The 20,466-nt window shown below is 69.1% G+C and carries 9 protein-coding genes and 2 pseudogenes; 9 read left to right on the plus strand and 2 right to left on the minus strand.

Annotation, left to right across the window (positions count from 1 at the left end; translation table 11 throughout):
• Positions 1-114: 114 nt before the first annotated feature.
• Positions 115-618, minus strand: a complete 504-nt coding sequence (locus tag ACQEXA_RS03715; RefSeq protein WP_433128666.1) for a hypothetical protein — start codon at positions 616-618, stop codon at positions 115-117.
• A 150-nt stretch (positions 619-768) separates the two neighbouring features.
• Between ACQEXA_RS03715 and tnpC the strand changes: the two genes are divergently transcribed.
• The 6 genes and pseudogenes from tnpC (at position 769) to ACQEXA_RS03745 (ending at position 7,684) form a co-directional block, all read left to right on the plus strand.
• The gene (tnpC, locus tag ACQEXA_RS03720; protein WP_432920114.1) at positions 769-2,217 is read left to right on the plus strand and encodes an IS66 family transposase; all 1,449 of its coding nucleotides are present in this window, start codon (positions 769-771) and stop codon (positions 2,215-2,217) included.
• 59 nt (positions 2,218-2,276) lie between these two features.
• Complete coding sequence (locus tag ACQEXA_RS03725) at positions 2,277-3,398, plus strand: extracellular solute-binding protein (protein ID WP_433128668.1); 1,122 nt, start codon at positions 2,277-2,279, stop codon at positions 3,396-3,398.
• Positions 3,399-3,451: 53 nt separating this feature from the next.
• Positions 3,452-4,399 (plus strand): carbohydrate ABC transporter permease, encoded by a 948-nt coding sequence (locus ACQEXA_RS03730; protein WP_359407341.1) that lies wholly within the window; start codon positions 3,452-3,454, stop codon positions 4,397-4,399.
• A gap of 12 nt (positions 4,400-4,411) precedes the next feature.
• The gene (locus ACQEXA_RS03735) at positions 4,412-5,284 is read left to right on the plus strand and encodes a carbohydrate ABC transporter permease (RefSeq protein ID WP_359407344.1); all 873 of its coding nucleotides are present in this window, start codon (positions 4,412-4,414) and stop codon (positions 5,282-5,284) included.
• 569 nt (positions 5,285-5,853) lie between these two features.
• Positions 5,854-6,023: pseudogene (locus tag ACQEXA_RS03740) on the plus strand (aldo/keto reductase); the annotation flags it as partial.
• A gap of 286 nt (positions 6,024-6,309) precedes the next feature.
• Positions 6,310-7,684, plus strand: a pseudogene (locus tag ACQEXA_RS03745) (IS1380 family transposase).
• Positions 7,685-7,845: 161 nt separating this feature from the next.
• Here ACQEXA_RS03745 and ACQEXA_RS03750 read toward each other — a convergent pair.
• Complete coding sequence (locus tag ACQEXA_RS03750; protein ID WP_432937298.1) at positions 7,846-8,169, minus strand: ANTAR domain-containing protein; 324 nt, start codon at positions 8,167-8,169, stop codon at positions 7,846-7,848.
• Positions 8,170-8,644: 475 nt separating this feature from the next.
• On the opposite strand from ACQEXA_RS03750, the gene ACQEXA_RS03755 reads away from it, so the two are divergent.
• The 3 genes from ACQEXA_RS03755 to ACQEXA_RS03765 all read left to right on the plus strand — a co-directional run bounded on the left by ACQEXA_RS03755 (position 8,645) and on the right by ACQEXA_RS03765 (position 20,380).
• Positions 8,645-11,224: an amino acid adenylation domain-containing protein gene (locus ACQEXA_RS03755; RefSeq protein ID WP_432937295.1), complete on the plus strand. Its 2,580-nt coding sequence runs from the start codon at positions 8,645-8,647 to the stop codon at positions 11,222-11,224.
• Between the two features lie 379 nt (positions 11,225-11,603).
• The gene (locus ACQEXA_RS03760) at positions 11,604-14,966 is read left to right on the plus strand and encodes an amino acid adenylation domain-containing protein (RefSeq protein ID WP_433128670.1); all 3,363 of its coding nucleotides are present in this window, start codon (positions 11,604-11,606) and stop codon (positions 14,964-14,966) included.
• Positions 14,963-20,380 carry a non-ribosomal peptide synthetase/MFS transporter gene (locus ACQEXA_RS03765; RefSeq protein WP_433128672.1) on the plus strand — a complete coding sequence of 1,806 codons (5,418 nt, stop codon included), beginning with the start codon at positions 14,963-14,965 and terminating at the stop codon, positions 20,378-20,380. The genes ACQEXA_RS03760 and ACQEXA_RS03765 overlap by 4 nt, the downstream gene beginning before the upstream one ends.
• Positions 20,381-20,466 lie beyond the last annotated feature (86 nt).

The raw sequence follows: 20,466 nt of genomic DNA on the forward strand, positions 1-20,466 counted from the left end.
CGCAGAACTTCAGGTCATCCGCTTAGTCGCCCAATGCAGTTGCCTTAGCGCCGGTGTCCGTTGCTCAACGCAGATGGCCCCGTGCTCTACGCCGCCACTGTCTCCGCCGAGGGATCAGCCTAGGTGCTGCTGGAAGAAGGCGACCGCCTCCCTGCCGACGCGAACGCGGACAGTCGGGTCGGCAGGTTCCGGAGCGAAGAAGTCGTCGTGGCGGACATCGGGGCCGGCCGAGCAGCCACTCGCTGTGGGGATGCGCTCCAGGTACGGCCTGGTGTCGACGTCGTACGGGTTGACCGTGTCTGCTCCGCCCCAGCGGATGCCCACAGGCACCCGCACGGTTGCCAGGCTTTCCGAGGTCACGAGACCGCCGGCTCCGGGGGCTACCTGGAAGACCGCCCGCACTCGGGGATCCGAGAGGTCTGCTGCGGCGGCATCCAGTGCATGTCGTGACGACTCGTCCAGCGGATACTTCTTCCGCAGCGCCTCCAGCGCGCCGGGGAACTCGGGGATCTCCGGCAGAGGGACCGTTCCCGTCAGTACAGCCCACAGGATCTGCGGATCGACACGGGCCCCGGCAAGGGCCGCCGCCGTGTAACCGCCGAGGGAGAAACCCGCCACACCGACTGGACCAAGCAGCTGTTCCCGGGCGAGTGCTTCGAGGACGAAGGAAACGTCCCGGGGCCGTTCCCATACGTGGAGAGTAACTGGTTTGGTGGTCCTGGCGCACTGAGTTGATCTTGGCGTCCAACTCGTTGATCATTGGATCTCGTGTCCGACACCCCGCCGCTGCCGAGCTACGCGGAACTGATTGCACTCGTTGGCGAGTTGAGGGCCGAGCTGACGGCCGCCCGGGCCGAGATCGCTGAGCTGCGCGCGGAGAACGGTGAGCTGAAGCGGCGTCTGGGGATGAACTCGAAGAACTCCTCCAAGCCGCCGTCCAGCGACGGGCTGGCGAGGCCGACGTCGCTACGTAAGCCCTCGGGCCGAGGCCCGGGCAAGCCCCGCGGCGGCGCCGGGGGCGCGCTGATGCAGGTCGACGAGCCCGACGCGATCGAGGTCCATTCCCCGACCGCCTGCCTGGGCTGCGCGGGTGACCTGACCGGGGCCGAGGTAGTCTCCATCGAGCGGCGGCAGGTCTTCGACCTGCCCGAGATCCGCCTGCGGGTGACCGAGCACCGCATCGAACACCGCCGCTGCGCCTGCGGGCAGGTCAACGCTGCCGCCACCCCTTCCGACGCCCCCGCCGCCCCGGCCCAGTACGGGCCGCGGCTGAAGAGCCTGGCGGTCTACCTGCTCACTCGCCAGCACCTGCCCTATGAGCGGTGCGCCGAACTGCTGGCCGACTGCCTGGACGCGGATGTGGCCACCGCGACTCTGCTCGGGTGGGCCGGGCAGGCCGCCGAGGCAGTCGCCCCGCACACCGAGGCCGTGCGGCAGCAACTCATCGAGTGCGAGGTGGTCGGCTTCGACGAGACCGGCACCCGGATCGCGGGGCGCACCTGCTGGGTACACACCGCCTGCACCCGCTCGCTGACGCTCTACCAGGTCCACACGAAGCGCGGCGTGAAGGCGTTCGAAGCCATGGGCGTCCTACCGCACTTCACCGGCATCGCGGTCCACGACGGCTGGAAGCCCTACAAGACGTACACCGACGCGGTCCACGCCCTATGCAATGCCCACCACCTGCGCGAACTGGCCTCCGTCGTGGACAACGCGCCTGCCGGCCACCCCGAGGACTGGGCCGAAGAGCTGGCCGCGCTGCTGGTGGACACCTGGGACGAGATCAAGAACATCCAGACCGCGCACCCTCACGCCACCGGCTTCACCGTCGACGCCCTCGAACGCCTCACCGCCCGCTACGAGGAGATCATCGCCGCCGGACGGACCCTGCACCCGCCCCGCGCCCCCGGCGAACCACGCCGCAAACGGGACAAGGCCGCGAACCTGCTCGACCGCCTCGACACCGAAAGCCACCAGGTGCTCCGGTTCGCCTTCGACTGGCGGGTGCCCTTCGACAACAACACCAGCGAGCAGGCCATCCGGATGGCCAAGATCCAGCAGAAGATCTCCGGCGGCTGGCGCACGGCACCCGGAGCCGAGCGCTTCTTCGCCGTGCGCGGCTACCTATCTACCGCCGCCAAGCAGGGCCGCAACCTGCTCGACACCATCACCCGACTCTTCGACGGCCGAGGCGCCTGGATCCCCACCCCAGCCTGACCACCAAACCAGTCACCTGGAACCTTTTCACCGGCGGTGACGGCGCCAACATGGTGCTGATGGAGGACGCGTTCCGGAAAGCCAACCCCAACACCTCGGTCGAGGCGACCATCCTGGGCTGGGGCAGCCCCTACTACACGAAACTGGCACTGGCCACGGCGAGCGGCACTCCCCCGGACGTCGCCATCTCCCATCTGTCACGGCTTCCGCTGTTGGCCGCGTCCGACCTGCTGGAACCGATCGCACAGACCGGGATCGGGGAACTGGGCGTCACCAACGACAAGTTCACCCCTGCGGCCTGGCAGAAAGCCACCGTGGACGGGACGGTGTACGCGGTGCCCCTGGACACGCACCCCTTCGTCCTCTACTACAACGTGGACCTGGCTCGCAAAGCCGGCCTCCTCAATCCCGCCGGCGACGGCCTCACTCCGCTCAAGGGCAAGGAGGACTTCCTGGCCGCCGTCAAGGCGATGAAGGAAGCGGGCGGCGCGCTGTACGGGGCGGTGATGTCGATCACCGCGGATCCGTCCACGGCGTGGCGATACTTCTGCATGATCTACTCCGGGCTGGCCGGACCGATCGTCACCCACTCCGGCACCCGGATCGCCATCGACAACGAGGCGATGCAGGAGACATTCGCCTTCATCCAGAGCCTCACCGCGGGCGGCCTGATGCCGAAGAGCCTCAACGGCTCTGGCGCGAACGCCCTGTTCAGCACCGGCAAGTCCGGGTTCCTCTTCGACGGCGAGTGGCAGATCCCCTCGTACCGGCAGGTCAAGAGCCTCCACTTCAACGTCGTCCCCTTCCCGGCGCTGCTCGGCCCGAAGCCGGTGGCGTACGCCGACTCGCACGCACTGGTCATCCCACGCAACGCCCAACGTTCCGCCGCCCGCACCCGGGACGCGGCGCGGTTCATCAAGTCCCTGCTCGACAACAGCTCCGTATGGGCGCAGGGCGGACACATCCCCGCGTGGCTGCCGACCCAGCACAGCAAGGCATTCCTCGACCAGTCACCACAGCGCAACTACGTGCAGGCCGCCTTCAACGCCCAGTACGACCCCGTCGCCTGGTACACCGGCGCGGGCTCGGACTTCCAGAACACCGTGGGCGCGACGATCATCGACGCCATCTCCGGGCGGCTCACCCTCGGGGCGCGGTCTCCAGCATGCGCTCCGTCCTGAAGCGGTTCACCACGGCCCGACCGCCGGTCACGATGAAGTAGGAGGCAGCCACCATGACGACCCTCGTCTCGACGCGACCGGCACCCACGGCGCTCGCGAAGCCCCTGCCGCTCGACCGGCCGCCCCGCTCCGAACGAAGGGCCGGTGTGCTGCTCAGCGCGCCCTTCCTCGTGATCTACCTGGTGTTCCTGGTCGGCCCGCTGCTTGTGGGTGTGGTGCTGAGCTTCTTCAACACCACCACCGTCAAGAACGGGCTGGGCGACTGGGTGGGCCTGTCGAACTACTCCGATGTGGTCGGCGACCCGCTGTTCTGGAACGCCATGTGGCACTCGGTGCTCTTCACCTTGTTCACCACACCGCCGCTGGTCGTCCTCGCGCTGGTCTTCGCCATCCTCGCCGCCCGTATGCCGCGCGGCCGGGTCTTCTACCGCCTGGCCTTCTTCGCACCGTACGTCGTGCCGTCCTCCGTGGTCGCGCTGATCTTCCTGTGGATGTACACCCCGCAGATCGGGTTGCTCCCCAAGCTCTTCGGCGCCGTCGGACTGCCGGTGCCCGACTTCATCGGCAGCACCTCGGGCGGCTGGACCGCCGTGACGCTGATGACCCTGTGGTGGACCTTCGGCTTCAACTTCGTTCTCTACACCGCGGCGATCCAAGACGTCCCACCGGACGTCTACGAGGCGGCGGCAATCGACGGGGCGAGCCCCTGGCAGCAGATCCGCTTCATCACGGTGCCGCTGCTCGGCCGGACCACAAGCCTGGTGGTGATCCTCCAGATCCTCGCCTCGCTCAAGGTCTTCGACCAGATCTACCTGCTTCTGAGCGGCGGACCCAATCAGTCCACCCGGCCGGTCATCGAATACATCTACGACACCGGCTTCACCTCCTACCGGGGCGGCTACGGCGCTGCCGCCACCATGGTCTATTTCGTCATCATCGTCGCGATCTCGGCGGCCTGGTACGGGCTGCGGCGCCGGCGCGCGACCAGCACCGCGGCCTGAATGGAGGACACCATGACCACCATCACCCAGCCGCGGCCCGCCGCGACGACGGCCGCGCCCGCGGTCGACGGCGCGAAACTCTTCAACCGGCTCTGCGGCGTGTGCCTGACCCTGTTCGCCCTGATCTGGCTGGTGCCCTTCGCCTGGGCACTGATCACCTCGCTTCGCTCCGACGGATCGATCACACAGGATCCGACCTCGCCGTTCGCCGGCGGCTGGTCCCTGCACGCGTACTCCTACGCGTGGGACAACTACCCGATCGGCACCTGGTACCTCAACAGCCTGGTCATCTCGACCCTCGCCGTGGTCTTCACGGTGACCTTCTGCTCGATGGCGGGCTTCGCGCTGGCGTTCCTCCGCTACCGCGGCCGGACCGTGGTGATGAGCCTGATCGCGGCGGGGCTGATGCTGCCGACCGAGGCCCTGGTGCTGCCGCAGTTCATCGAGTACCGATCGCTCCACCTGTTGGGCACCTTCTGGGCCTTGATCCTGCCCTCGGTCGCCGCACCGGTGTCCGTCTTCGTCTTCCAGGCGTTCTTCCGCGGCATCCCCATGCCGTTGATCGAGGCCGCCCGCATCGACGGGGCGAGTTGGTGGAGGGTCTACGCAACGGTCTGCATGCCCATCTGCCGGCCGGCCCTGTCCACGGTCGCCATCCTCACCTTCATCACCTCCTGGAACTCCTTCCTGTGGCCCCTGCTCGTCCTCAACCAGACCAAGTCCCAGACCATCCCCGTCGGCCTGGCCTCCTTGGTCAACAACAGCAACATCCAGTACGCCGAGGTCATGGCCTCCTCTGTCCTGGGCTTCCTGCCGCTCGTCGCGGTCTTCCTGGTCTTCCAGCGGCAGATCGTCCAGGGCATCGCGACGACGGGGATCAAGTAACGGGGACACCCGCGCCGGCCCAGGCTCAGCTGAGCCTGGGCCGGCGCGGGCCCGACCGCGGAGGGACCCGGGACCGCCGGCCGCCGCAGCCGGGGGCCCCTTTCCTCTTTGGCGCGGCGGGCAGTTGGGACCCGGCAGGACGAAGGGGCCCCGCCCGGCTCACCGGCCGGGGCCCTTCGTCAGGCAACCCGGCTCTCCGCGCGGCGGCGGCGGTAGGCGCGCTCGCGTGCAGGCTTGGCGCAAGGGACACAGGGGCGAACTCACTGGCGTCGGTACATCCGCTTGCTCCATTTGGCGGAATTGCGGTTACGGGCAGCGCGGTGGCGCGTTGTGCGAGTATGAGCGGAAGTCACCGACGAAAGCGGTCACGGTCTCGAGCGTTCGACCAAGTGCAAGCGCAGTTGGCTCGTGCGGCTGCTGCGATGGCTGTGGCGAAGAAGTGGCCGCGGCAGAAAGTGGAAGAAACGGTTCGCCCGGCGGATGCGGAGCCGGATGACGGCCGTAATGAGGCGGCCCGCCCGGCTTGAGCCGAGGCCCTCGCCTGCCTCTCCGCCGCCCGACCAGCGGCGGTCGACCTTTACCTCATCCACTGGCCCACCACGGCCTGGGACCTGTACGTGGAGACCTACAAGGCGCTGGAGAAGATCCCCGCCGACGGGCATGCCCGCGCCGTCGGCGTCTCGAACTTCCAGATCTCCACGTGCAGCGACTGCTACCGGCGGCGCCGTGCGCGCCGGCGGCGGCTACGCCGACTCCAGTCGAGGAGGTCAAGAGTTGGCGGTGGCGTACGGCCGGCGCGGTGCGAGTCGTCGCCTCGCACGTCGTCGAATCCGTCGCCCACTGACCCCCGTGGCCTTCGGGCGGCGGGGGCCCTCCCCTTGCACGAACGCACTCGCCTCACTAACCTCGCGCTTTCATGAGGCAGTGCGTCCGGTGGGTGATCAGAAACGCGAAGAGTGCTCCTGACCTGCAACGATGGGACTTGTCTAGGGTCCAGGTCGTCACATGAAAGAAGCACTCTCCAGGTGAAGAAGCGTATCGGGTCCTACCCGCGTGTCCGTACCGAAGGCGATGGTCGCGGGGTGGTCTCCCAGGCCGGCGGTGTGCTGCTGGTGGAGACAATCCGCAAGACCGGCCTGGACAGGGCGATATCGGCGGCATTGGCGCCGTGGCACAAGCTGCGCGCGGTACATGATCCGGGCAAGGTCCTGCTGGATGTGGCGCTCGCGGTCGCGCTGGGCGGGGACTGTCTGGCGGATGTCGGGATGCTGCGGGCCGAGCCGGCCGTGTACGGGCCGGTGGCTTCCGACCCGACGGTCTCCCGCCTGATCGACACCCTCGCCGCGGCCGGACCGAAGGCCATTCACGCGATACGGGCCGCACGGGCCGAAGCGCAAGCACGTCTGGAACGTGGCCAAGCATGCGGCCCCGGACGCCGGAGGACAGGTGATCGTCGACCTGGACGGGGTGCTCGTGCTGGCCCATTCCGAGAAGCAGGACGCCACCGCGACCTGGAAGAAGACCTTCGGACACCACCCGCTGATGGGGTTCGTCGATCACGGAAGCGGTGGCAGCGGGGAACCGGTGGCCGGCCTGCTCAGGCCGGGCAACGCAGGCAGCAACACCGCCGCCGACCACATCACCACGGCCCAACTCGCCCTGGCTCAACTGCCGAAGAAGTACCGACGCGGACGCCAGACGCTGATTCGTACCGACTCCGGAGGCGGAACGCACGAGTTCACAGCCTGGCTCGCCCAGCGGGGAAGGTGGCTGTCGTATTCGGTCGGCATGACCATCACCGACGCCATCCACCAGGCCGTCCTCAAAGTCCCGCCCGCCGCATGGACGGTGGCCGTCGAGCCGGGTGGCGAGATCCGCGACGGCGCCTGGGTGGCCGAACTCGACGGCGATGTCCTCAAGGGCTGGCCGAAGGGAATGCGGCTAATCGTCCGCAAGGAACGGCCGCATCCCGGCGCGCAGTTGCGCTTCACCGACGCCGACGGCCTGCGGCTCACCGCGTTCGCCACGAACACCACCGGCGTCCCGATCGCCGCACTCGAACTGCGGCACCGCCAGCGGGCACGCGCCGAGGACCGCATACGCGCGGCCCGGGCTACCGGCCTGCGCAACCTGCCCCTGCACGACACCGCGCAGAACCAGATCTGGCTGGAGATCGTCCAGGTCGCCCTTGACCTGCTGGCCTGGATGCCCATGCTCGCGCTGACCGGCAAGACCCGCACATGGGAGCCCCGCCGTCTCCGGCTCCGCCTGTTCTCCGCCGCCGGCCAGATCGTCACGACCGCCCGCCGCCGGCACCTGAGATTCGCACGCCACTGGCCCTGGACCGACGCGATCATTGATGCCCTGGCACGGCTCGAAGCTCTCCCGAACCCCGGCTGACCAGCGCGTTCCCGTCCCTACGAGCAGCACCACTCCGACCGGAGCCGTGGAACCCGGCGCCCACCCGACGCGACAGCCGGGTACTCAGCCTGCCCGATACATGCGCAACAAGCCGAAACGGCCCACCAGATGAACCGACGGACCGTCACGAAAGATCGAGGCTAACGCGCCAGCGCTCGCCGTAGTTCGGTGAGTTGGGGGTCCGGCAAAGTGCCCCCTAGCGCAAACTGCAACACCTCTTCGGCAACAACGCGCAGCTTTGTATTGGTGCGCTGCGAGACATCCCGCAGGGCTTCAAATGCCTCTTCGGGTGGAACCTGTCCGAGAACAACCAGGGCGCCTATGGCCTGGTCGACGATGGCGTGCGAGGTTACCGCCTGCTTCAGCTGCTCCTTTTCCGCTTGGAGCCGTTCATTCTCGATCGCGACATTGGTGGCGGACAGCGATTCCGACGGGCGGCGTGTGGAGACTGCGAAAGAGCACATCAGATCATCCGGAGTCGAACGGGGGCGGGACTCTGGTCTGCTACCCCATCTGTATTGGGCTAGTTTCTTCCATACTGAACCCTTACCTGTAGACCGGATTGTCACTTTATGCCCACTGTGACCCGATACCAGGTGAGGTTCTTCACCTGCACCCCACTCGGTGGCGCCCGCGCACACCGCCCCGTCGTCCTCATGCTCGCAGCCGGTCAGCCCGATGCGCACCTTCCTCGGCAGAGCCCTCAGGCCGGCGCCCTGCGCATAACCCCGGTAGAGAACCGGAAGATCATCATGCCCCGAACCCGCTTGGCGAGTCGATGCAACCCCCACACAGCAAACCGGACTTAAAGCATGAAACCGGAACTACGGCTGCCCCCTGACGAGACGCTGAGTTAGGACGTCATCAAGGAGCGTTGCCCATCCGGCAATCGCGTACGTACGTTCGCGTGGCAACTCGGTGCGTACAAGTGGGGTTTCCGTGCGGCAAGAAGAGGCTGTCACTCGCGGTGAGCTGGTTGGCCGCCAGGTAGACAGCGAAACTGTTCATGGCGTTCCAGGGCTGGTCAGGGCGGTGTCGCGGCTGAACCCGACGGCCGTCGCCGCCCAGGCCGGGGCGCGGACGATGACATACCGGCAACTGGAGGTACGGTCCGACGCGGTCGCCCGGGCATTGCAAGACTCCGCGACGCCTGGTCTGCCCGTCGTGGTGGCGGTGCCCCGGAGCACCGAGTTGCTGGTCGCGTTGCTGGGAGTACTCAAGGCAGGACTGCCGTATCTGCCCGTCGAGGCGCAGGATCCGCCCGCCCGGGTGCGTCAGGTGCTCGAAGTCGCCGGTAGCACAACGGCACTGGTGACCGCCGCCACCGAGTCCATGATGACCGCGCAGGGATTGCACACGATCGAGATCTCCTCGCTTGCTGCCGGAGCAGTCGAGGGCGAACCCGAACCGCTGCTCGAGGCCGCCGCCGAACAGCCCGCATACGTGTTGTTCACCTCAGGTTCAACGGGGGCGCCCAAGGGTGTCGTGGTACCGAACGCAGCTTTGGTCAACCGCCTGTTGTGGATGCGGGACGCCTACCGGATCAGTTCCACGGACCGCATCCTGCAGAAGACGCCCGTGACTTTCGATGTGTCCGGCTGGGAACTGTGGCTGCCGTTGATCTCCGGGGCCACCTGTGTCCTGCTTTCCCCGGAGGAACATCGCGATCCGGTGCTGGTGACGCGGGCCGTCGTGGAGCAGCAGATCACGGTCTGCCATTTCGTGCCCTCCATGCTGCGTGAGTTTCTCCGGTGGCCGGACGCCGCGCGGTGCACGTCGCTGCGGCACGTGTTCTGCAGCGGCGAACAGCTCCCGGTGGAGGTGGCCAGAGACTTCGTCAGCACCCTGACCGCTGCTCTGCACAACCTTTACGGTCCCACTGAGGCGGCCATCGACGTCAGTCACTGGAGCTGTCCGGCTGCAGCGGCGGATATCGACGTCGTCTGCATTGGACGACCGATCGACAACTGTGTGCTGACGGTGCTGGACGAAAACGGGCTGCCGGTACCGCCTGGCCACGAGGGCGAGCTGCATATCGGTGGCGTGCCGCTGGCATTGGGTTATCTGAACAGGCCGGACCTGACCGCGAAGGCGTTCGTGGCGGCACCGGAGGGGTCTTCGGTGAAAAGGCTGTACCGGACCGGCGATCGGGTGCGGTTGGTCGACGGCGAGCTGGAGTACTTGGGACGCGTCGACGACCAAGTCAAGATCCGAGGTCAGCGCATCGAGCCACAGGAGATCGAGCACCACCTCGCCGCGCATACCGAGCTGAACGGGGCCGCGGTGGTTGCGGCCAAGGTCGCTGAGGACGTGGAACTCGTCGCCTGGGTGCAGCCCGCGAATGCCGATGCAGAGTCAAGCCCATTGTTCGGCAGGTTGCGCTCATACCTGGCCGACAGACTGCCCGCTGCCTACGTGCCGACGAGGTTCTTGATCATGGACGAGACTCCATTGACCACCAGCGGAAAACTGGATCGAGCGCTGTTGCGTCGGCGCGCCGAAGAACGGCTGACCGACGGACGACCGACACCGGCTCCGTCGCGCGAGGTGAGTGGCGAACGTCCACTGCTGCGCGAACTCCTGCGGGAACGCATGCATGTCACCCGGCAGGACCCCACGCCCGCGCCGTTGCGCGCAGCGGTGAAGCAGGCTGCGGACAGCAGTGGCGCCGAGACGGTCGCGGCGGTGCCCGAGGGGCCGCACCGGCCTGGAAACCCAGGCCGGGCAGGAGCGGAGTCCGTCGGGACGAGTAAGACGGCCATGGATGTTCCGCTGCCCGACGGACGAACGGTCCGCTGTCCTCAGGCAACCGACGCGCACATGTTGTGGCGGGAGATCTTCGAATCCGGGGTCTACGCGGAGGCGGCAAAAGGCATCGCTCGGGGAGAGACGGTGCTGGATGTGGGGGCGAACATCGGTATCTCGGCGATGTACTTCGCCGAACAGGCCGATGACGTACGGGTGCTCGCCTTCGAGCCGGCCACGGATGTCTTCGGGTGTCTGGTCGAGAACCTGGCCCGGCACAGCAGTGCGGCGCAGGCGTTCCCGTACGCGGTTGCCGATCAGAAGGGGCAACGCACCTTCGGTTACTACCCGCTGACGCCCAGCCAGTCCGGGCTCTATGCAGACCCACGCATCGACGATCAACTGACCATCGCCTACCTGCGCAACCGAGGTCTTGACGAAGACGAGGCGGCGAAGGTCTGTGAAGGAATTCATGCCCCGGAATACGCGACCGTCGAAGTCGTCACCATTTCCGACATTCTCGCGGACAACCATGTGGACCGGGTGGCGCTCCTCAAGATCGACGTCGAACGGGCCGAACTGGATGTGCTCCGCGGGATCGCGGACGACGACTGGCACCGTATTCGGTCGGTCGTCGTCGAGGTGCAGGACATCGACGGCCGTCTGGTCATCTGCTCGAACCTCCTTGCGGAAGCCGGATTCACCGTCTCCCACCAGCAGGAACCGTGGTTGGCCGACACCAACCTCCACACGCTGATGGCCACGCGGCTCTGAGACCCGCCGCTGTCCTCGGACAGCGGCGGGCCGGGAGCAGTAGCGAGAGCGCGCAGGTGGGCCATCCCCCGATCCGACGGGGGCCGACACCCGTCTGCCCCGTCACCGCATCCACGTCAACACCACGGCCCAGACCCGTTGCTGACCCAAGGTGCGACCGAGCACACGCTGGGCACCCCCGGAACCCATCCGGACCAGGGCTTCACTCAGCGCACCACTGCCTGCCGCTGAAGCGCCTGGGCATACCGCGGGACATCGCGTCCATGGTGCGGTTCCAGCCCAGCTCAGCGGCGTGATGAATCACTGGAGCACCGCTTCATGTGGACGGGGGCTGTCCGTCGCATGAGCAGCCCCCTTCGAGTTATGAGAAAGAGTCCCCATGACGAGTGTGTACGACCTTGTCGCCGCTCAGGTCGAACGCGTCCCCGACGCGACCGCGGTCATCGTCGGTGATCGCCGGACCAGTTACCGAGAACTGGACAGGCTGGCCGCCGGCTTCGCGCAGCGGCTGACCGAGCCGTCCGGGGGCCTGGTCGGTGTGTGCCTCGGCCGCGACGAGCGCCTGGTGGCCGGGCTGCTGGCGGTGTGGCGGACAGGCTGCGGCTACGTCCCACTCGACCCGCATCTGCCGGTGCCTCGCCTCACCGGAATGGTCCGACAGGCGGGGCTCCAACAGGTCCTGACCACACGTGAACTGGCCCCGACCGTCGCCGCGACCGGCGCACAGCCCGTACTGATCGACGACCCGGACGACGGTGCAGAGGCTCCGGCCAGGGCGGGCAGCGGTGTCGCGTACGTGCTGTTCACGTCCGGTTCCACCGGCACCCCCAAGGGTGTGGTGATTGAACACTCCTCCGTGGTCGCCCTGCTGAGATGGATGGGCCGGACCATCGGCCCCGAGCCCCTGCGGGCCGGGCTGGCCACTGCGTCGATCTCCTTCGACGCGTCCGTCCACCAGATCTTCGGACCTCTGAGCGCCGGAGGTTGCGTCGTCCTGGCGGACGACATCCTCGCGCTGCCGACGCTGCCCGCCCGCGACGAGGTCACCATGATCAGCGCACCCCCCTCGTCGCTGGCCGCCCTGTTGGAACAGCCGCTGCCCAGCAGCGTGCGCCGGGTCAACGTCGGCGCCGAGGCGGTCACCCGCCCACTGGTCGACCGCCTTTACGCGCAGCCGGGTGTGGAAACCGTCGTCAACCTCTACGGGCCGACCGAGTGCACCGTCTTCTGCGCCACACACGTCATCGCCCGCGACGAGATCGGCAATCCGCCCATCGGAACGGCGGTCGCCGACTGCGAGCTGACCGTGCGTGACACCGACCAGCGGGTGGTGGACGACGGGACGCCGGGCGAGCTGTGGGTGGCGGGACCGCTTGTCGGCCGTGGCTATCTCGGCACGCCCGAACTGACGGCCGAGCGATTCGTCGAGGACCCTGCCTCCCCCGGCGGCCGGCGCTACCGCACCGGCGACCTCGTCCACCGCAAGGACGGACTCCTGTACTACCTCGGCCGCCTCGACGATCAGGTCAAGGTGCGCGGCTTCCGGGTCGAATTCGGTGAGGTCGAATCCGCCTTGGCCGCGCACCCGGCTGTGCGGCACGCCGTGGCCATCGCCCCGGCTGACGCCGACGGAACCCGCGTACTGCACGCCTACGTGGAGTCCGCGGCGGCGGGTGGCGCCTCCGTGTCCGGCGAGGCCGAACTCCGGGACCATCTGCGCGAGCGACTGCCCCACTACCTGGTGCCGGCGCGCATCCTGGTGCTGGAGAAACTGCCACGGAACACGAACGGCAAGGTGGACCGGGCCGCACTGCCTGCGATCCCCTTCACCAACGGCACCGACGGCGACTACACCTATGAGGCACCGCGCGACGGCGCTGAGGAACAGGTCGCAGCCATCATCGCGGATGTCCTGGGTCTTCCCCGAGTGGGCAGCACGGACCGCTTCGACGCTCTCGGCGGCCACTCACTGGCCGCCGCGCGAGTTGTCGCACGCGTCCGCGCGGAGTTGGGTGCCGCCGTACAGCTCGGAGACTTCCTGGCCGAGCCCACCGCGGCGGGACTGGCCCGCCGACTCGCCGGCGCCGTAGCGCCGGTACCGCCGCCGACCAGGCTCCCGGGCGCAGAGGTGCCGCTGACCGACATACAGCGCCAACTGTGGACGACACGCCAGGTCAGTGGCTTCCCCGGGGTCACCACCGAGGCGTTCGCGATCGGCATCACCGGCCCTGTCAGCTCGGCCGCGCTGACCGCTGCCCTGGACGCTCTCGTCGTCCGGCACGAGGCGCTGCGCACCGTGGTGCGCGAGGGCGAGCACGGGCCGATGGGCGAGGTGCTTGCCCCGGCCCGCGTGCCCTTCACCGAGTACGACGCACGGACGATGACCGAAACGGAGATCCGTGCGCTGGTCGACCAGGCGGCCCGGCAGACCTTCGCGTCCGACCACGACATACCGCTGCTGCGCGCCGTGTTGCTGCGCACCGCGCAGGACACGGCCACCTTGGTGATCGCCGTCGACCACATGGCCTTCGACGGCTGGTCCGGCGGCATCGTCCTGGACGAGCTCGCCGCGCACCTTGCCGATGCCGGGCACCAGCTCGCGGACCCCGCCGTGCAACTGGGTGACGTGGCCCGCTGGGAGGAGAAGCTGTTCGCTGCCTCCTCGAGTGCCGACCAGGCGTTCTGGACCGAGGAACTGACAGGCGCACAACCGCCGTACGACGTGGCCCGCCGCCCTCGCAGCGGCCCCCCGAAGTACCGGGGAGCGCGACTGGTCCGCCCGCTGCCGACGGAGACGGCCGAGGCCGTGCACAGGTTGGGCACGACCACCGGGCTGAGCGAATTCGCCGTGTACCTGGCGGCGCTGGATGTGCTGCTCGCCCGCTGGACCGGCACCCACGACGTTGTCGTCGGGGTTCCGGCGGCACGACGCGACCTGGTGGAACTCGACCGGGTGGTCGGCCCGCTGATCTCGGTCCTCCCGGTCCGGGTGCGGTGGGAGCCCGAACAGAGCTTCCGCTCGGTGGCCGCACTCGCGGCGCTGGCGCGCAACCGCATGCTGGCACACACCGACCTGCCCGCGGCTGCCCTCTCGGAGGCGGCCGACGCGGCCGGTGTGGCGCGGCTGGCCGGAGTGCCGCTGACCCCGGTGGCGCTCTCGGTGCACCCGTCCGGGGCGCCGGTCCGTGCGTCGGCGGGTGAGGTGGAGCTGCGGTCACTGGGCGAGTTGGACACCGGTGCGGCCCGCTACGAAGTCACCTTCCTCGTCAACGAAACCGCCTCCGGCACCGAAGTGCAGCTGTCCTACGACGTGGAGCGCTTTGACGAAGCCGCTGCCGAGGCACTCCTGGACGGCTTCTTCCAGGTCCTCACGGAGGGCACCTCCGCGCCCGACTATGCCTGCTTGGCCATCGCACTGTCGGTGCCACCGCGGCAGGAGGCCTCGCCGCAGCCCGCGGTGGAACGGAAGCGGGTGGAGCCCGCCACGGTCGTGGAGGTGTTTCTCGCGGAGACCTGGGAGGGGCTGCTGCGCGTGGAGAACGTGGCGGCTTCCGACTCCTTCTTCGAGCACGGCGGTACCTCGCTGACGGCGATCCGGGTGGCCAGGGAGATCTGGGACGCGCTGGGCGTCGAAGTGGCCGTGCACACCGTCTTCGAACTCCCTGTGCTGGCCGACCTGGCTGCTGAAGTCGAACGGCGTGCCCTCGCCGTTCTGGACGCGGAGGAGGGCGGCACCGAATGACCGTCCCCGCCACCCGCTCCTCGGACAGAGACCAGGACCGGCTGCGGGCACTGCTGTCCGCTCGGACGGCGGGCCCGCGACGCCCCGCCGAGCAGAACGGCCCGGTGCCGCTCAGTGCCGCTCAACAACGCATGTGGTTCGAGTCCCAGCTACAGCCGGACAGCCCCGCCTACCTGGTTCCGGTACTGCTGCGGCTGCGCGGTGCACTGGACCGCGACGCGATGCTGGGGGCGGTGCGCCACGTCGCCGAACGGCACCACGTGCTGCGCAGCGTCGTGGACGCCTCAGGACCGAACCCGGTCATGGCGACCAAGCCGGCCGAGGACGTGCCGCTGGACACCGTGGAGCTCGGCTCGTTCCAGGACCCGGAGGCCGAGCTGGACCGGCTGGTGCGTGAGCACGTGCGCCGGCCCTTCGCGCTGGGGCGTGAGTGCCCGCTGCGGGTCGTGTGCTTCGCCTTGGGCGAGGAGGACCACGCGCTGCTGCTGGTGGTGCACCACATCGCCACCGACGCCTGGTCCACCGGACTGCTGGTGGCCGATTTGGCCGCTCTGTACAGCGCTCGGCTGGGCCTTGGCCCCCTTCCTCCGGCACCACCGCAGTACGCCGCGACGGTCGAACCGCTGCCCGACGAGCTGGAGTCCCGCCACCTGGACTGGTGGCAGGAGCGGCTTCGCGGCTCCACCGGAGCGCTGGACCTGCCGGCGGACCACCCGCAGCGCTCGGTGCCCTCCGACACCGGCGGCAACGTGCCCCTGGCGTTCCCCGCGGAGTTGGCCGCACGGCTGCGGGCACTGGCCGCCCAGTCGGGCGGTACGCCCTTCATGGTGCTGCTCGCCGTCTGGCAAGCGCTGCTGGCGCGCATCTCCGGCAGCAACGACATCACCGTGGGCGTGCCGGACGGCGGACGCCGCGTGCCGGGCAGCGACCGGGCGGTGGGCTTGTTCGTCAACACGGTGGTGATGCGCTCCGATCTCTCCGGGGATCCCACCGGGCGGCAGCTGCTGCAGCGGGTACGGACTACCGTGCTGGACGCGCTCGGCCATGCCGACGTGCCCTTCGACCGGGTGGTGCAGCGGGTGCGCCCACAGCGCACCACGGGCGTCAGCCCGCTGTTCGACACCATGGCGAACCTCTACCGCCGCCCGGACATCTCAGGGCTCTTCGTGGGCCTGGTGGCCGAGTACGCCGAGATCAGCACCGGCTCCGTCAAGACAGACCTCGCCCTGCACTGCTTCGAGCGCGAGGACGGCGGCGCGCTGAGCGGTGTCCTGCAGTTCCGCGCCGAGCGGTTCACCCCGGACAGCGCGCAGCGCATCGCCGACTGGTACCTGCGCATGCTGGACGGTCTGCTGGCCGACCCGGACCAGCCGGTGGGGGCGCTGCAGCTGGCCGAGCCCAGCGCGGGGGTACTGCGCGGGCCCGTGCGCGACTACCCACTGGAGCGCCCTCTGACGACCCTGGTGGAGGACAGGGCGGACACCACGCCCGACTCCGTCGCGGTGACCGCATGGGACGGCACACTGTCCTACGCGGAGCTGGACCGGCGGGCCAACCGGGTCGCCCACCGGCTGCTTGCCACCGGAGTGCGCACCGAGGCGCCGGTGGCTGTGCTGGCCGACCGAAGCCTGGACCTGGCAGTCGCCCTGCTGGGTGTCCTCAAAGCCGGGGCGGCGTTCGTGCCGCTGGAACCGTCCTACCCGGACGACCGGCTGGCGGGGACCCTGGCGGCGGTCGGCGCGGACATCGTGCTGGCGCAGCGGGACTTGGCGGGCCGGGTGCAGGCAGGCCACGTCGCAGTCATCGAGGAGACGGCCGCCGACAGCGGGTTGCCCACCACACGGCCCGCGGTACGGGTGAGCCCGGACCAGCTCGCCTACGTGATCTTCACGTCCGGGTCGACCGGGACGCCCAAGGGCATCGCGGTGGAGCACCGCAGCCTCGTGCACTATCTGCATGGCGGCCTCGAGCGCATCTCCGGGCACGGGCAGTCCTTCGCACTGCTGTCCACCGCCGCAGCCGACCTGGGGTATCTGTCCCTCTTCGGGGCTCTGGCGAGCGGGGGCACGCTGCATCTGGTGGAGCGCGAGACGGCCACCGGTCCGGAGCGGCTGGCCGAGTACTTCGCCACCCACTCGGTGGACGTCGTCAAAATGGTGCCCAGCCACCTGGAGTTGCTGGCCGCACACGGCGACCTGGCGGCGGTGCTGCCGCGCCGCACCCTGGTATTGGCAGGCGAGGCGTGCCCGTGGCAGCTGTTCGACCGCGTCCGCGCGGCCCGACCCGACCTGACGGTGCACAACCACTACGGCCCGACCGAGACCACCGTTTCCGTCCTGGGATGCGACCTGACACAGGCCGGCGCGCCGGAGGACCGGGGCGGTGCGGTCGCACCGCTGGGCACCCCCTTCCCCAATGCTGTCTGCTATGTGGTGGACCCGGCCGGGCGGCTGCTGCCGCCCACGGTGCCGGGCGAACTGCTGATCGCCGGCCCCGGAGTCTCCCGCGGATACTTCAACAATGCCGACTCCACCCGGCGCGCTTTCGTGACCGACCCCCTGGAGGGCACCCGCCGCTGCTACCGCACGGGCGACCGGGTTCGCGTCGACGCCGACGGCCTGATCGAGTTCCTCGGCCGCTTCGACGACCAAGTCAAGGTACGCGGCTACCGCGTGGAACTCGGCGAAGTCGCCGCCGCCTGCCGTGCCCTGCCCCAGGTGCGCGAGGCCGTCGTCCTCGCCGTCGGCGAAGCCCATCAGCGGCGGCTCGTGGCCTGGCTCGTACCCTCGGATGGCGAACCGCTGGACACCCGGGCCGCGCGGGCCGCGTTGCGTGCCGTGCTGCCCACCCACATGGTGCCGTCGGCGCTGGTCAGCGTGCCGAGCATCCCGCTGACGCCCAACGGCAAGGTGGACCGGGCAGCACTCCCCCAGCCCGAGGCGGAGGACCGTGCGGACCGGACAACCCCCCGGACCGACACCGAGCGCCGCATAGCCACCGTCTGGCAGGAGATCCTTGAACTCCCCGACGCGGAGTTCGACATCGACGAGGACTTTTTCGCCCTCGGCGGCGACTCCTTGCGCGCGCTGCGGGCCGCCCGGGCCATCGACCCGGCCCTACGGGTGATCAACCTGTTCACCCGTCCCACCGTGCGTGAACTGGCGGCCTTCCTGGACCAGCCCGCCGAACCCGATTCCGGGCTGCTCCAGCGGCTGGCAGGTCCCCCGGAGGGGACCACCCCCAGCGTGACGGTGCTCTGCGTCCCCTATGGAGGCGGCTCTGCGGCCTCGTACCAGCCGCTGGCGAAAGAACTCACGTCACGTCACCCCGATGCGGAGATCCTGGCCGTGGAGCTGCCCGGGCACGACCCCGCACGCTCGGACGAGACCATGCTCACGCTGCCCGAGATGGTGGACGGCTGCCGCAACGAGCTTGCGCAGCGCGGGTCAGGACCGGTGCTGGTCTACGGGCACTGCGTCGGTACCGCGGCCGCGGTCGCCCTGGCACTGGAGCTGGAGGCCCAGGGCAGCGAACTGGCCGGGGTGGTGCTCGGAGCATCGTTCCCCACTGCCAGGCTTCCCGGACGGCTCTCCTCCCTCGTACAGCGCTGGTTCCCCAGCGACCGCTGGACCTCCGACCGCGCCTACCGCGAAGTACTGCAGGCCCTCGGCGGACAACTGGAGGAAGAGACCCAGGAAGCGATGATCGGCGCCGTGCGGCACGACGCGCGCCAGGCCATCGACTGGTTCAGCTCGCAGCTCGAGGCGACCGACGCCGCGCGGCTGCAGACCCCGGTCCTGTGCGTCGTCGGAGACCGAGACCGCACCACGGAGCTCTTCGAGGAGCGGTACCAGGAGTGGCACGCCTTCGCCGACGAGGTCGAGCTCGCCCGGATATCCGGAGCCGGTCACTACTTCCTCAAACACCAGGCCGTCGAACTGGCCGAGCTGATCTCCGGCCGACTGACCGGCGGCGGCCCCGCCGCGCCGTCCAGGGACACCCGGTCTGCCGACGCTGCCGGCCCGTCCCCCCGACCGGCGCATCCGGCCCGTCGGGATCTGCGGGACCTGCGCCTGTTCGCGCTGCTCGCGCTGGGCCAGACGGCCTCGATGACCGGCGCCGCACTCACCGCGTTCGGCCTGGGCGTATGGGTCTACCAACGCACCCACCAGGTCGGCTACTACTCACTGATCACCATGCTGGCGCTGACGCCCGCGTTCTTCGCCGCCCCCCTGGGCGGCGCGATCGCCGACCGGTACGACCGACGCCGTGTACTGCTGGGCTGTACCGCGGTCTACGGCATCACCCTGTCCGGGCTGATCGCCGCGGCGGCCACCGGGAGCCTGCAGATCTGGGAAGTCGCCCTCTTCACCGGACTCACCTCGGTGACGGCCGCCTTCCAGCGGCCGGCATACCTCGCCTCGGTCGCCCAGCTGGTACCCAAGCCCTACCTCGCACAGGCCAACGGCATCATCCAAGTGGGCACCGCCATCAGCACGCTGATCGCACCGATGCTCGGCGGCGCCCTGATCACCCTGACCGGACTGAACGGCGTGGTGTACGTCGACTTGGTCGCCGTACTCATGGGCGCGAGCGTATTGCTCCTGGTGCGCTTCCCGAACCGGCTGTTCCGCAAGCGACGGGAGACCTTCGCCTCGGCTATCACGGGCGGCTGGCGCTTCAGCGTGCGCCGCCCGCCGATGGTGGCGATGGTGGTCTTCTTCGTCGTCGTCAACTACATCACCGCCACCACGACCGTGCTCACCGCGCCGCTGGTGCTCTCCACGAGCAGTGCAGCGGTGCTGGGTCTGGTGGTCGCCGCCGGCGGGCTGGGCGCGGCCGTCGGCGGCCTCAGCATGGCGTTCTGGGGCGGCACCCGGCGCCGCGCCGACGGCATGATCGGCACGACCATCGGGATGGGGCTGGCGACAGCGCTGATCGGGCTGCGGCCCGTACCGGTACTCATGGGCGTCGGGCTCTTCCTGTGGTGGGTCTGCACCGCCATCCTCAACGCGCACTGGCTCGCCATCCTGCAGGCGAAGGTCGGCCTCGAACTGCAAGGCCGCGTCGTGGCGACCAACCAGATGCTCGCCACCGGGCTGATGCCGCTCGGCTTCCTGCTCACCCCCCTGCTGTACAACCACGTGTTCGGGCCGTGGGTCGCGGGCAGCCAATTCCTCCAGTGGATCATGGACGGTACGGGACAGGGCCGCGGCATGGGCCTGCTCATGGTGGTCGGAGGACTGCTGCTGTCCTGCTGGGGCATTCTCGGGCTGCGCTACCGCCCCCTGCGCCACATCGAGGACAGACTTCCCGACATTCCCACCGCCGGCGTCATCGCGGAGGACCTCGATGCCCTCCAGGACGAGGCGGACGCTCTGCAAGACCGAGCCGGCTCCGCTCACCACCCGTGATGCCCTGCAGACGTGAGACGCCCTCGGCGGCCGCATCGGCCCTACGACGACCGTCCCGCCGCCCGCCGACGCCGTGACCAACACAC

It is taken from the genome of Streptomyces sp. CA-106110 (assembly GCF_050936285.1).
In the GTDB taxonomy this organism is placed as follows: Bacteria; Actinomycetota; Actinomycetes; order Streptomycetales; family Streptomycetaceae; genus Streptomyces.

Excerpts from the sequence above, each read along its gene's own strand:
- ACQEXA_RS03725 (WP_433128668.1), top strand. The coding sequence starts at position 2,277 with ATGGAGGACGCGTTCCGGAAAGCCAACCCCAACACCTCGGTCGAGGCG.
- ACQEXA_RS03730 (WP_359407341.1), top strand. The coding sequence starts at position 3,452 with ATGACGACCCTCGTCTCGACGCGACCGGCACCCACGGCGCTCGCGAAG.
- ACQEXA_RS03735 (WP_359407344.1), top strand. The coding sequence starts at position 4,412 with ATGACCACCATCACCCAGCCGCGGCCCGCCGCGACGACGGCCGCGCCC.
- ACQEXA_RS03750 (WP_432937298.1), bottom strand. The coding sequence starts at position 8,169 with ATGTGCTCTTTCGCAGTCTCCACACGCCGCCCGTCGGAATCGCTGTCC.
- ACQEXA_RS03760 (WP_433128670.1), top strand. The coding sequence starts at position 11,604 with ATGACGAGTGTGTACGACCTTGTCGCCGCTCAGGTCGAACGCGTCCCC.
- ACQEXA_RS03765 (WP_433128672.1), top strand. The coding sequence starts at position 14,963 with ATGACCGTCCCCGCCACCCGCTCCTCGGACAGAGACCAGGACCGGCTG.